Source organism: Micromonospora sp. IBHARD003, from assembly GCF_056106285.1.
The window spans coordinates 2,168,751-2,181,433 of sequence record NZ_JBWBBX010000001.1 but is presented as its reverse complement, the minus strand read 5'-3'; the positions used below and the strand labels follow the sequence as shown (position 1 = coordinate 2,181,433).

At 70.8% G+C, this 12,683-nt stretch carries 12 protein-coding genes and 1 riboswitch; of the genes, 4 read left to right on the top strand and 8 right to left on the bottom strand.

What is annotated here, in order from left to right:
* Positions 1-82 precede the first annotated feature (82 nt).
* Together ACTWOL_RS09685 and ACTWOL_RS09680 are read right to left on the bottom strand one after the other, a co-directional pair.
* Positions 83-2,047: an anthranilate synthase family protein gene (locus ACTWOL_RS09685; RefSeq protein WP_474296191.1), complete on the bottom strand. Its 1,965-nt coding sequence runs from the start codon at positions 2,045-2,047 to the stop codon at positions 83-85.
* Between the two features lie 273 nt (positions 2,048-2,320).
* A complete protein-coding gene (locus ACTWOL_RS09680) occupies positions 2,321-2,857 on the bottom strand; it encodes a hypothetical protein (protein WP_474296190.1) in 537 nt (178 codons plus the stop codon).
* A gap of 176 nt (positions 2,858-3,033) precedes the next feature.
* Here ACTWOL_RS09680 and ACTWOL_RS09675 point away from each other — a divergent pair, with 176 nt between their 5' ends.
* Complete coding sequence (locus ACTWOL_RS09675) at positions 3,034-4,386, top strand: class II 3-deoxy-7-phosphoheptulonate synthase (RefSeq protein WP_474296189.1); 1,353 nt, start codon at positions 3,034-3,036, stop codon at positions 4,384-4,386.
* A 184-nt stretch (positions 4,387-4,570) separates the two neighbouring features.
* Complete coding sequence (locus ACTWOL_RS09670) at positions 4,571-4,855, top strand: (2Fe-2S)-binding protein (RefSeq protein ID WP_474296188.1); 285 nt, start codon at positions 4,571-4,573, stop codon at positions 4,853-4,855.
* Positions 4,856-4,922: 67 nt separating this feature from the next.
* Here the strand turns inward: ACTWOL_RS09670 and bfr are convergent, their stop codons facing one another.
* Complete coding sequence (bfr, locus tag ACTWOL_RS09665) at positions 4,923-5,402, bottom strand: bacterioferritin (RefSeq protein ID WP_361278417.1); 480 nt, start codon at positions 5,400-5,402, stop codon at positions 4,923-4,925.
* Positions 5,403-5,558: 156 nt separating this feature from the next.
* On the opposite strand from bfr, the gene ACTWOL_RS09660 reads away from it, so the two are divergent.
* Complete coding sequence (locus tag ACTWOL_RS09660) at positions 5,559-6,191, top strand: sulfite oxidase-like oxidoreductase (protein WP_474296187.1); 633 nt, start codon at positions 5,559-5,561, stop codon at positions 6,189-6,191.
* Between the two features lie 39 nt (positions 6,192-6,230).
* Here ACTWOL_RS09660 and ACTWOL_RS09655 read toward each other — a convergent pair whose 3' ends face one another.
* From ACTWOL_RS09655 to thiO, 5 genes are all read right to left on the bottom strand, one after another.
* Positions 6,231-7,085 (bottom strand): deoxyribonuclease IV, encoded by an 855-nt coding sequence (locus tag ACTWOL_RS09655; protein ID WP_474296186.1) that lies wholly within the window; start codon positions 7,083-7,085, stop codon positions 6,231-6,233.
* 72 nt (positions 7,086-7,157) lie between these two features.
* A complete protein-coding gene (gene pknB, locus ACTWOL_RS09650; RefSeq protein WP_474296185.1) occupies positions 7,158-9,083 on the bottom strand; it encodes a Stk1 family PASTA domain-containing Ser/Thr kinase in 1,926 nt (641 codons plus the stop codon).
* Positions 9,084-9,216: 133 nt separating this feature from the next.
* On the bottom strand, positions 9,217-10,011 hold the full coding sequence (locus ACTWOL_RS09645) for a thiazole synthase (protein WP_474296184.1): 795 nt from the start codon (positions 10,009-10,011) through the stop codon (positions 9,217-9,219).
* 8 nt (positions 10,012-10,019) lie between these two features.
* Entirely contained in the window at positions 10,020-10,220 is a 201-nt protein-coding gene (gene thiS / locus ACTWOL_RS09640; protein WP_474301130.1) for a sulfur carrier protein ThiS, read from the bottom strand.
* A 14-nt stretch (positions 10,221-10,234) separates the two neighbouring features.
* Entirely contained in the window at positions 10,235-11,530 is a 1,296-nt protein-coding gene (thiO, locus tag ACTWOL_RS09635) for a glycine oxidase ThiO (protein ID WP_474296183.1), read from the bottom strand.
* A riboswitch (TPP riboswitch) is annotated at positions 11,528-11,641 on the bottom strand. It overlaps the preceding gene by 3 nt.
* A gap of 205 nt (positions 11,642-11,846) precedes the next feature.
* Between thiO and ACTWOL_RS09630 the strand changes: the two genes are divergently transcribed.
* Positions 11,847-12,599: a hypothetical protein gene (locus ACTWOL_RS09630; protein ID WP_474296182.1), complete on the top strand. Its 753-nt coding sequence runs from the start codon at positions 11,847-11,849 to the stop codon at positions 12,597-12,599.
* Positions 12,600-12,683: the final 84 nt, after the last annotated feature.

The window sequence follows — 12,683 nt, the reverse complement described above, 5'->3', positions numbered from 1 at the left end:
CCGGCCGGCCTCACGGCACGCCGTGGCGGTGCCCGCAACGGGCACCGCCATGGCGCGACCCCTCCAAGCAGGGGCCGGCCTTCTACACCGTGGGCGCCCGGACCAGTCCCTCCAGCAGCGAGCGCACGATCTCCGGGCCCCGGAGCGTCAGCACCGACTCCGGGTGGAACTGGATCCCGGCGAAGCCGTCCCCGCGCAGCGCATGGACCTCGTCCGTACCGGGATCACGGCTGATCTCGATCCCCCGCACGGCCAGTGCCGCGGCCGTCGCGCCGTCGCACACCGCCGTGAAGCTGTTGTAGAAGCCCACCGTCTCCTCGCCGTCGAAGAGGCCGATACGGGCCTGGGCCCCCTGGAACGGGGTCGTCTTGCGGGCGATCGGCAGGCCCAGCTCCGCCGCGATCAGTTCATGCCCGAGGCAGACGCCGAGCAGACCGTGGTGTGCGGGACTCTGGGCTGCGGGGGCCGGGACGGCCGCGCCGGACCCGTCGCTCCTGCCGTGCATCAGCTCCGCCGTGAGCGACCGGAGGAAACGCATCTTCGGGTCGGTGCCGTCCGACGGGTCGCCCGGCCCGGGGCCCAGCACCACCGGCCCCTGATGGCCGAGCGCCGCCTCCCTGACGCCCGGTTCGTCGTAGCGGCGCACGGTCACCTCGAGCCCCGCGCCGCGCAGCAGATGGGCCAGCATCGCGGTGAACGTGTCCTCACCGTCCACCACGAGGGCGTGCCCCGTCACCTCCTGCGGGCGGGACTGCATCCGCAGCCAGAACGGCGCGAGTCCGGCGCGCCGCGCATCGAGCGCCTCCCGCACCCGGGGGTCGTCGGCGAGCAGGCGGCCCGGGTGCTCCGCGGCCGTACGCCCGGGCCGTGCGTCCCCCGCGTCGTGCGCAAGCGGTTCGACGCCCAGCGCGGCGAGTACCGCCGCCGCCTTGGCATGGGTCTCGGCGACCTCGGAGACCGGGTCCGAGTGGCGTACGAGGGTGGCGCCGACCGGGACGCGCACCGTGCCGGTGGCCGAGATGTCGGCGGTACGGATCAGGATGGGCGAGTCCAGGGTCTGCGCCCCGTTCGCATCGTGCCCGAGCAGTGCGAGCGCGCCCGCGTAGTAGCCGCGCCCGTCCGGTTCGTAGCGCGCGATCACCCGGCAGGCGTTCTGCACCGGCGACCCGGTGACCGTCGCCGCGAACATCGTCTCGCGCAGCACGTCGCGTACGTCGAGCGAGGAGCGCCCGCGCAGTTCGTACTCGGTGTGCGCGAGGTGCGCCATCTCCTTCAGCCGGGGGCCGATCACCACACCGCCCATGTCGCCGACCGTGCACATCATCTTGAGTTCCTCGTCGACGACCATGGACAGCTCGTCGGTCTCCTTGCGGTCGTCGAGGAAGTCCAGCAGGCCGTCCAGGCGGGGGCCGGCGGCGGGGTAGCGGTAGGTGCCGCTGATCGGGTTCATGACGACGGTTCCGCCCGACATCCGGACGTGCACCTCCGGGCTCGCTCCCACCAGCGTCCTCCCGTCTCCGGTGTGCACGACGAACGTCCAGTAGGCGCCCCTCTCGCTCTCCAGCAGCCGTTTGAACAGTGCGAGCGCGTCGGCCCGGCCGAAGCCGGGGATCTCGCCGGTGAACGTCCGCCGGATGACGAAGTTCGCCCCCTCGCCCTGTCCGATCTCGTCCTCGACGACCCGCCGGACGGTCCTCGCGTACTCCCCGTCACCGATGTCGAAAGCGCCGTCCTCGACCCGCACATCGTGATCCGGAAGCCGGCCGAGCACCTCGTCCACGGGCAGTTCGTACGCCTCCTCCGCGACCAGCACCGCCAGCGGTGTGCCGTCGTCACGCACCTCGAAGCCGCGTTCGGCGATCTGCCGGAACGGCACCATGGCGAGCGAGGGGAGGTCGCCGACCGGGATGTCGGCGAGCCGCTCGGCCTCGTGGACCGGGCCGATCAGCACGTCGACGGTGTCGCGGTCCCGGCCCGGGGTCCGCCGGCGCAGCAGTGCGAAGGGAGGGGAGCCGGCGTCGTCCAGGAGTCTGCCGATGATGTCCATCCGTGGTGTTCCTTCCGTCATGGGAGAGGAACGGCCGGCAGAAACGGAAGAAGGCCGCCCCTCGGGCGGCCTTCGCGGTGGTCTTCAGTGGGTACGCGCGATGAGGTGGGCCGCCGGTTCTGCGGGCCACCACCAGTTCTGGTTCGTCAGCGCGTACATGCGAGGCACCTTAGCCGACGCGGACGGTGCGCGGCTGCCGGTGTCCACGACCGGAGACCCGGGAGCGCCGGAGTGCCCGGCCGAGCAGAGGTCCGTGCGGTGGTCGGAGGGTGTTCAGACCAGTGCGACGACGAGGGACGTCAGCAGCTGGATCACGATGCCCAGCAGCAGGACGCCGATCCCGCCGACGAAGACGAGCAGGACGTAACGCCCCGGAGCCGGGGAGGTGCCGCGTCGGGCGAGGACCGACAGCCACAGGAACGCCGCCGCACCGGGCAGCATGAGCAGGGCCGCCCAGGTCGCGTAGGTGACGAAGTCCACGGGCGAGGGCTCGAGCGCCGTGCTTCCGGAGAGCCGTACCTCGACCCGGCTGCCCGCCGGGTACTCCTCGTCCGCCCCGCGCAGTACGACGTCGTCGCGGGTCGCCGGGCCTCCCGCCGCCGCGTAGGCACCCTCGCAGTCCACACCGAGCACGCTGCCCCCGATGTCGTGGTTGCCGTGGCACTCGGACACCGTGAGGACGCCGTCGGCCGGGCCCGCTCCCGTGACCGCCGTCAGCCGGGCTCCGAAGACCAGCCAGACACCCCAGACCGACACAGCGAGGCACAGCAGTGCCCCGGTGATCGTCGCTGTCGCCCGCGCTCCTCGCACGTCGCTATCCGCCCCGGCCCGTGTTCATGTCCGCCCCCATCCGCGGGAGAGCGTAACGGGAGTGCTCCTGCCCGGGATCCCCGGGGCTACGTACGTGGATCACGGATGGAGTCCGGTTCGTCTCAATAACTGAGCAGAGGGATGGACTCTCCTGGGGACCACGTAATGTTGTCGAGGTGACCGTGAACGCTAAGACCACCGGTACCGGTGGCAACACCTGGCAAAACCTGCCCGCGGCGCAGCAGCCCGAGTACCCCGATGCCGAGGCTCTGCGCGATGTGATCGCGGACCTCGAGTCGTATCCGCCGCTCGTCTTCGCGGGCGAGTGCGATCAGCTGCGCGCCCGGATGGGAGCCGTCGCCAGGGGCGAGGCGTTCCTGCTCCAGGGCGGCGACTGCGCCGAGGCGTTCGACGCGGTGTCCGCCGAGCACATCCGGAACAAGCTCAAGACCCTGCTCCAGATGGGCGCGGTGCTCACGTACGCCGCGTCCGTGCCGGTCGTGAAGGTCGGCCGGATCGCCGGCCAGTACTCGAAGCCGCGCTCCAAGCCGACCGAGACCCGCGACGGTGTGACACTGCCGACCTACCGGGGCGACTCCGTCAACGGCTTCGACTTCACCGAAGAAGCCCGTATCCCCGACCCCGAGCGCCTCAAGCGGATGTACCACGCGTCCTCGTCGACGCTGAACCTGGTGCGCGCCTTCACCACCGGCGGTTACGCCGACCTGCGCCAGGTGCACGCCTGGAACCAGGACTTCGTGAAGTCGTCCCCGTCGGGGCAGCGCTACGAGCAGCTCGCGCGTGAGATCGACAACGCGCTGAACTTCATGAAGGCCTGTGGCACCGACCCGGCCGAGTTCCGCACCGTCGAGTTCTTCGCCTCCCACGAGGCGCTCCTCCTCGACTACGAGTCGGCGCTGACCCGCACCGACTCCCGTACCGGCCAGCTCTACGACGTCTCGGGCCACATGGTCTGGATCGGCGAGCGCACCCGTCAGCTGGACGGGGCGCACATCGAGTTCGCGTCGAAGATCCGCAACCCCATCGGTGTGAAGCTCGGCCCGACCACGACGGTCGACGAGGCCCTGCAGTACATCGAGAAGCTGGACCCGGAGCGCGAGCCCGGCCGGCTGACCTTCATCGTCCGCATGGGCGCCGACAAGGTCCGTGACCGGCTCCCCGACCTGGTGGAGAAGGTCACGGCGTCGGGTGCGACGGTGGCCTGGGTGACCGACCCGATGCACGGCAACACCTTCGAGGCGGCCTCCGGACACAAGACGCGGCGCTTCGACGACGTGCTGGACGAGGTCAAGGGCTTCTTCGAGGTCCACAAGGCACTCGGCACGCACCCGGGCGGCATCCACGTCGAGCTCACCGGTGACGACGTCACCGAGTGCGTGGGCGGCGGCGACGAGATCTTCGTCGACGATCTGCACCAGCGCTACGAGACGGCCTGCGACCCGAGGCTCAACCGCAGCCAGTCGCTGGACCTGGCGTTCCTGGTGGCGGAGATGTACCGGGACCAGTGATCACGGGGCCGGTCGACGCACTGTGCACCGGCCGTGACCAGCAGCCATGAGGGTGGGGCGCGGATCCGTGTGATCCGCGCCCCACCGTCGTCCCCAGGGCTTTTGCCACCCGGGGGTGGCGGGTAAGGTTAGGTTAGCCTCACCGATCAGTCGGGACGGCAGCCCTTATCGATCCCGCCGGGAGGTGAACCGCGTGTACGTCTGCTCGTGCTTCGGCATCACCGAGAAGCAGGTCAAGGAACACGCGGAAGCCGGTGCCTGCACTCCCCGGCAGATCGCGTCGGTCTCCAAGGCCGGCACGGACTGCGGCTCGTGTGTCCGGCGCATCCAGGGGATCCTCGGCCGTGGCGCCTGCCCCCGCCGGGAGCTCGTCGAGCAGGGCAACGGCACCGCGGCGCTGTCCGCGGACACCGACGTCCCGGCCCAGCAGTCGCGGCCGGCTCTTCAGCCGCTTCCCGAAGCAGCCTGAGGGCCGTCCCGAGCCTCGGGCCCGCCTCCGTGCGGCTTGCTCCGGCCGGTGACCGCCCGGCCCTTCGTCAGCTCTCCGGCTGCTCGATGAGCTGTGCGATGTACAGGGGCTCGCCCAGCTTCTCGACCAGCTCCAGCTGGGTGTCGAGATAGTCGATGTGGTGCTCCTCGTCCGCCAGGATCGACTCGAAGATGTTCGCGGACGTGATGTCGCCCTTGTTCCGCATGACCTCGATCCCGCGCCGCAGCCGGTCGATGGCCTCCACCTCGACCTGCCGGTCGGCCTGGAACATCTCGGTGACCGTCTGCCCGATCCTGACGTGGAAGAGCCGCTGGTAGTTCGGGAGGCCCTCCAGGAACAGGATCCGGTCGGTGAGCACCTCCGCGTGCTTCATCTCGTCGAACGACTCCGCCCGGGTGTACTTGGCGAGCTTCGTCCAGCCGAAGTTCTCCTGCATCTTCGCGTGCAGGAAGTACTGGTTGATCGCGGTCAATTCGGCAGTCAGCTGCTCATTGAGGAACTCGATGACCTCAGGGTCGCCCTGCATCGCAGAGGCTCCTTCCGCGCGTGTGACTGGGGCAGGATGGGCGCATCCTCGCACCGTGATCCAAGGCCGTCCAGTAAGTGCATGCTTAGTAGGAGTTGCCCGAATCGGGCCAGACCTGGTCATGACCACCCCTCGCGGTCTGTCACCATGGAAGGCATGGGTCAGCCGGAGAGTCGGGAAATTCGAGAGTCCGACCAGTCCAGGCTTCCTCCGGGGCAGCGGCTGCAGCGCGGCTGGCCCGTCACCCACTACGGGCCCGTCCCCAAGTTCAAGGCGGACCGCTGGGAGTTCCGGGTCTTCGGCGCCACGGCGGACGGCGACAAGCGCTGCTGGAACCACGAGGAGTTCTCGGCGCTGCCGTTCGCGACGGTCGTCGCCGACCTGCACTGTGTGACGAAGTTCAGCATGCTCGGGGCCGAATGGGGCGGGATCCCGGCCCGGACCGTCTTCGAGCTCGCTCCGCCCACGCCGTCCGTCACCCATGTCATGGTCTGGGCCGAGTACGGATACAGCGCCAATCTGCGGCTCTCCGACTTCCTGTCCGAGCGCACGATATTCGCCACCCACAAGGACGGTGAGCTGCTCACCGCCGAGCACGGCTTCCCGCTGCGGCTCGTCGTCCCGCATCTGTACGCCTGGAAGGGCCCGAAGTGGGTGCGGGGGATCGAGTACATGACCGCCGACCGCCGGGGCTTCTGGGAGGAGCGGGGCTATCACAACCTCGGAGACCCCTGGCGGGAGCACCGCTACTCCTACCAGGAGGAGCCGGGGGACGGCCCCGAGCTCTGACCTCGGGGACGGTGCCCGGGCTCCGCTCCGTCGGTCCCGTCAGGCCCGGCGGAGTTCCTTCAGCCGCGCCAGATCCGCAGCGTAGGCCGCCTTCGGCCCCGGAGTCTCGATGACCAGCGGTACACCCTCGGCCGCCGGATGCGCCATCAGCTCCCGGAACGGCTCCTCGCCGATGTGGCCCGCGCCGATGTTCGCGTGCCGGTCCCGGTGCGATCCCGCCGGTTCCTTGGAGTCGTTGGCGTGGATCAGTTTCAGCCGGCCCTCGCCGACCGTCTCCACCAGGAGATCCAGGGTCTCCTTCACCCCGCCGGGCGCCGCCAGGTCGTGTCCGGCGGCGAAGACATGGCAGGTGTCCAGGCACACGCCCAGCTTCGGATGGGCGTCCAGCGCCGCGAAATACGGGCCGAGGTCCTCGGCCGTGGAGCAGAGCGAGAAGCCCTGACCGGCGGTGGACTCCAGCAGCAGACACGGATCGTCGTCGTGCGTCAGCTCGTCCAGCAGCGGCAGCATCAGCTCACGCACCTGCCCGAGCGCCACCTCGCGCCCGCGGCCCCCGGTGGCCGACCCGGTGTGGACCACCACGCCCAGGGCGCCGATCTCCCGGCCGCGGCGCAGCGAGTGCCGCAGCGACTCCACGGATCTCTCGGCGGTCGCCGGGGTGTGCGACCCGAAGTTGATCAGATACGGGGCGTGCACATACGCCGGTATGCCCTCCGCCGCGCACTCGGCCCGGAACCTCTCGTCCTGCGCCGGGTTGCCTGCGGGTGTCGCCCAGCCACGTGGATTGGCGACGAAGACCTGGACGGTCTCGGCGCCGATCTCGCGCGCGTACGCCAGCCCCGACCGGGCCAGGCCACCGGCCACGGGAACATGGGCGCCGACGGGGTTGTGCATCGCTTCCGTCATCCCTTTCTCAAGCCCCCGGCCCCGGTCCGCCCGGGTGCCCGGCCAGTGCTGAGGCCGCCGTCAGAGGCCCTTGGTCTTGATGGTGATCGTGCTGCCCTCGGGCGCCGTCCCGCCCCCGGTCACGGACTGGCTCTCGACCTCGTTGCCGAGGAAGGGGAAGTTGCGCTCGACCTTCACCTGGAAGCCCGCCTTCTCCAGCCGGCGCTGCGCCGATGCGGCGTCCTGACCGATGACGTCCGGGACCTTGATCATGCGCGGCCCCTTGGAGACGGTGAGGGTGATCGTGTCGCCCTCGGCCGCCTGCCCGCTCGCGGCCGGGGACTGCACGGCAACCCTTCCGGCCTCCTCGGGGGAGTGCACCTGCTGGGGGGCGATCGTGACCTTCAGTCCCGCGTCCTGGAGGGTGCTCGTGGCGTCGTCGACCGTGTTCCCGACGACCTTGGGCACATCGATCGGCGCGCCCTGGCTGACGACGAGGGCGACCGCGGAGTCCGGGCGTACACCGGTCCCGGTCACCGGCTCCGAGCCGGTCACGGTGCCCTTGGCGGTGTCCTCGTCGAACTTCTTGGTGACCACGCCCGGCGCCAGACCCACCTTGCGCAGGGCGCTGCGGGCCTCGGCGAGGGGCAGGCCCTCCAGCCGGGGCACCTTGACGATCTCGGGGCCCCGGGAGATCACCAGGGTGACCGAACCGTTCTGCCGGATGCGCTTGCCCTGCTCAGGGGTGGAGGCCATGACGGTGCCGCGTTCGAAGACCTCGCTGAAGTCCTTCTTCGACGGCTCGACCTCGAGTCCGGCGTCGGTCAGCCGCTTCTTCGCCGCGGCCTCGGTCTTGCCGAGCACGGAGGGGACGCGGGTGAACTGCCCGGAGTTGATGTACCAGACCCCGGTGCCCACGCCGAGCAGCAGCAGCGCGGCCACGACCGTCGCGAGCACCGCCCGGCGAGGCTGCCGTGGTCCCCGGGGCCGCGCCGGACCGTGATCGGACGGCGTGGTGGCGTCCGGCGGCATCACCAGGCGGCTGGTGTGCTGGACGGCCCCCGGACCGGCGGGGAACGCGCGGGGGATCACACTCGTCCGGTCCTCGGCCGCGTTGTGTTCCGTGGTCCTGGCCTGCGGCGGTACGGCGTCGAGCTGTGCGTCGTCGAGGGCGGCACGGGTCTCGCGGGTGCGTGCGAGGAGCGCGACGGCGTCGTCCGGGCGCAGCTCGGGGTTGCGAGAGGTCGCGCCCGCGACGAGCGCGTCCAGTCCCGGGGCAAGCCCGGGAACGGCGGCGGACGGGGCGGGCACGTCCTCGTTCAGATGCTGGTAGAGGACCTGCGCGGGGGATTCCCCGGTGTGCGGCTTGGAGCCGGTCAGCATCTCGTAGAGGACGACGCCGCAGGCGTAGACGTCGGCGCGGGTGTCGGCGGTGCCGGACTCGATCTGCTCCGGTGCGAGGTACGAGACGGTGCCGAGCACCGAGCCCGTGGTGTTCGTCACCGACCCCACGGCCCTGACCAGTCCGAAATCGGCCACCTTGACCCGGCCGTCGTCCCCGATCAGGACGTTCTCGGGCTTCATGTCCCGGTGGACGAATCCGGCCCGGTGGGCCGCCCCCAGCGCCGCCAGCACCGGCTCCAGGATGTCGAGCGCGGCACGCGGCTGGAGAGCGCCCCGCTCGCGCAGCACGTCGCGCAGGGTGCACCCGGGGACGTACTCCATCGCCAGATAGACGTACGCGCCCTGCGCACCCTGGTCGAACACCCCCACCACATTGGGATGGGACAGCCGGGCAACGGACTTCGCCTCACGGATGAAACGCTCCACGACCGAGGTGTCCGTCGCGAGGTCCGGGTGCATCACCTTGAGGGCGAGCACCCGGTCCAGCCGGGTGTCCACGGCCCGGTAGACCGTGGCCATCCCGCCGACGGCGATACGCGCGTCGACGCGGTAGCGGCCGTCGAGCAGCTGCCCGACGAGGGGGTCCTGAAGGGTCGTATCCACGCAGGCGAGTCTACGAGCCGTACGAGGGGTCGCTCTTCCCCGGGACCGCCCCCGCACCGTACTGCAGCGCTGCTGTGACGCGCCGGGAGTGAGAAGGCGCCCGGTGGGTAGGCTCGCCGGCCGGCCCGGGCGTTCAGAACGCCGGGCGCTCCGGATCCAGCACCGCACGACCCTCCACGGGGGACGACGCCTCGGCGAAGTGGCGGCGCGGGATACGGCCGGCCCGGTGGGCCAGCCGGCCCGCCTCGACCGCGTGGCGCATCGCCTCGGCCATCAGCACGGGCTCCTGCGCGCGGGTGACCGCCGAGGCGAGCATCACGGCCGCGCACCCCAGCTCCATCGCCAGTGCGGCGTCCGACGCCGTGCCCGCCCCCGCGTCCAGGATCACCGGGACGCCCGCCTGCTCGGTGATCAGCTGGAAGTTGTGCGGATTGCGGATTCCCAGGCCGGAGCCGATCGGCGAGCCCAGCGGCATGATCGCCGCGCAGCCGACGTCCTCCAGCTTCCGTGCGAGGACCGGGTCGTCGTTGGTGTACGGCAGGACGACGAAGCCGTCGTCGACCAGGACCTCCGCCGCGTCCAGGAGCTCGACCGGGTCGGGCAGCAGGGTGCGCTCGTCCGCGACGACCTCGAGCTTGATCCAGTGCGTCCCCAGCGCCTCGCGCGCGAGCCGGGCCGTCAGCACCGCCTCGCCCGCCGTGAAGCAGCCGGCGGTGTTCGGCAGCACCCGGATGTCCAGCCGGTCCAGCACCGACAGCACGGAGCCCCGCACCGTCGGGTCCAGCCGCCGCATGGCCACGGTCGTGAGCTCCGTACCGCTCGCGATCAAGGCGCGCTCCAGGACGTCGAGGCTCGGAGCCCCGCCCGTGCCCATGATCAGCCGGGACGAGAAGTCCACCCCGCCCAGCAGGAAACGATCGTCCGCCATGGTGGCGATCACCCTCCCTGCACCGCGGTGAGGACCTCGACCCGGTCGCCGTCGCCGAGCGGGGTCGCGGACCACTCGCTGCGGGGGACGACCGACTCGTTCACGGCGGCTGCGACCCCGGACGGTGCCGCCGTCAGCGTCGCGACGAGGGCGTCGAGCGTGGTGCCGGCGGAGATGTCCCGCGGCTCCCCGTTGACGGAGACGGTCAGCTTCACGGTCGCGCTCATACGGACACCTCCTGGGGGTACCCCCGGCCGAAGGGCGGGCGTGCCGGCGAACCGGGGGAGCCCTGTGAAGGGGCGGAGCCCCGCGCATCGCGAGCACTCGTCGGAGCGGGTGAATGCGCCGGAGCATGGAGAAAGCGCTGGGGCGCGAAGGGACGTGCCATCTCCGGCAGCTCACCCGTGGCCAGTGCCTCGGCGAGGAGGTCGCCCGTCACCGGGGTGAGCAGCACCCCGTTGCGGTAGTGGCCCGTGGCCATCAGCAGCCCGGGCAGCTCCGTCGGCCCGAGGAGCGGTGCGTTGTCCGGCGAGGCGGGTCGCAGCCCCGCGCGGGTCTCGGTGAGCGGCAGCTCCGTGATGCCCGGTACCAGCTCGTGCGCGTCGCGCAGGAGCTCGTACACCCCGCCGGCCGTGACCGTCGTGTCCCAGCCGAGCTCCTCGCTGGTCGCGCCGACGACCAGCTCACCGTTCTCGCGCGGTACGAGGTACACCTGGCTGCCCCGCACCACGGCCCGTACCGTCCGGGACAGGAACGGTGCACGGGGGCCGGGCACCGTCAGCCGCAGCACCTGCCCCTTCACCGGTCGCACCGGCGGCAGGACCTCGTCGGGAAGCCCGTCCAGCCGGCCGCTCAGACTTCCCGCGGCCAGCACCACCTGCTCCGCGGTCACCTCATGGCGGTCGGCGGCCGGCACCCCGGTGCGGTTCCCGCCGAGGATTGCTCCGCCGGCACGGTCGCCCGTGACCGAGAGTCGGGTGGCCCAGGCGCGATGGAAGACCACCCCGGCCCGCTCGCAGGCCGTCACCAGCGCGCTCGCCAGCCGCCGCGGATCGATCTGGTGGTCGCCGTCCACTCGCAGCCCGCCCCGCACCGAGGGCGCGAGCATGGGCTCGAGACGGCGGCACTCACGGCCGGTGAGCCACTGCGAATCCAGTCCGCAGCGTTGCTGCAGCGCGTGCAGCTCGCGCAGATGGGCACGGTCGTCGGCGTCCAGGGCGACCGCGAGCGTGCCGCAGGAGCGGTAGCCGGTGTCCTGCCCGCTCGCCTCCTCCAGTTCGGCGACGAAGTCCGGATAGCGCCGGGCTGAGGCGAGATTGAGGCCGAGGAGCGTCTCCTCGCCGTAGTGGAGCTCGGTGACGGCGGCGAGCATGCCCGCCGCGACCTGTGCGGCCCCGCCGCCGGGGTCGGGGTCGGCCAGCGCGGTGCGCAGCCCTCGCTGCGCCGCCCGCCAGGCCGTGACCAGGCCGATGATTCCGCCCCCGATGACCAGGACGTCCGCGGACGTACGTGGATGCATGGGTGTCCGGACCCTCCCTTCGCCGGCATGACCCGGATCAGGTTCGTACGGTCGGAGGCCGCCTCAGCCTCCCTCTCAGCCCGGTGCGGCCGGGCTCCCGCGAGTAGCAGTACGGTGGCCACCCTAACGCTCGTACCCGAGCGCCGGTAAGGGAGCCCGCGGCGGGGTGACATGGTGCCGGGTATCCCGAAGGCATTGGTGCGGGGGCGGGTTTGGTCTTGACGTTCCGAAGCCCGAACCGACACCTGGTCTCCCCACCATCGACGAGGCGGTGACGCGCCTTCCAGGAGCTGCGATTGAGGGGAATCGAGCTGAAGTGACCGACCGGCTTTCATCCGCAATGCTGGATCGTCTCCGTGCGGTGGAGTGGACCGGCGACTGGGACGCCGTGCTTGGTCGTGTCATGTCGCGCCGTATTCTTATGCGCGAGTATCTCAGGCGCGCGGCTCTGTGGGCCGAGGCGTACTCCGCCGATGCGGCGTGGCCTTTCTTCGACGTGACGGAGTACATGGACTCCGGTTTCCAGCTCTCCGGGGAATTCTCCGCAGAGCTCGAGGAATTCCTGCGCACTGTGCCGGGGATGCTCCTCCGGGTCACGTGCCGGGGTGCGGTGCGCATGGCGGCGATCCGCGCACATGAACCAGCAGGCACCCCCGACCTCCCCGATCTCTACGAGCCGCTGGTTCTCTTCTACGAGCGGGGCGGGGAATTTGTGCAGGACAATACTGGCGGCCTCGATGTGATGGGTGTGTCGTTCCGCGCCAAGAGCCTCAAGGGGAATATCGGCACAGCTCCGTTTGTCTCGCTCAGTGAGACCGGGCTCAACGCCCTGGACGGCAAGGGGCGTATCTCGTTCTACACGTCGAAAGAAAACGACGGGATCGTTCTCAGACGTCGGCTGCTGCCCGGAGAGGAAAAGCGTGACGAGGCGTTCGGTCGGGATCTGCGCTGGGAACCGACAAAGCTCCCCGATGCGGATCGCGAAGCCCAGGAGGCCGGATGGGTTTTGATCGGCGAAGCCGTGGCGGCCGAGCTCATCGGCGTTGCCGTGGCGAAAGCCTCCGCATAGCGGGGCAGGGGTTGATCGCGAGATCCGTCGATTGCGAGACCCGCAGATTGCGAGATCTGCAGGCGGACCGGCGGCTTCAGGCCC

Excerpts from the sequence above, each read along its gene's own strand:
- ACTWOL_RS09685 (WP_474296191.1), bottom strand. The coding sequence starts at position 2,047 with ATGGACATCATCGGCAGACTCCTGGACGACGCCGGCTCCCCTCCCTTC.
- ACTWOL_RS09655 (WP_474296186.1), bottom strand. The coding sequence starts at position 7,085 with ATGCACAACCCCGTCGGCGCCCATGTTCCCGTGGCCGGTGGCCTGGCC.
- bfr (WP_361278417.1), bottom strand. The coding sequence starts at position 5,402 with ATGCAGGGCGACCCTGAGGTCATCGAGTTCCTCAATGAGCAGCTGACT.
- ACTWOL_RS09660 (WP_474296187.1), top strand. The coding sequence starts at position 5,559 with ATGGGTCAGCCGGAGAGTCGGGAAATTCGAGAGTCCGACCAGTCCAGG.
- ACTWOL_RS09645 (WP_474296184.1), bottom strand. The coding sequence starts at position 10,011 with ATGGCGGACGATCGTTTCCTGCTGGGCGGGGTGGACTTCTCGTCCCGG.
- thiO (WP_474296183.1), bottom strand. The coding sequence starts at position 11,530 with ATGCATCCACGTACGTCCGCGGACGTCCTGGTCATCGGGGGCGGAATC.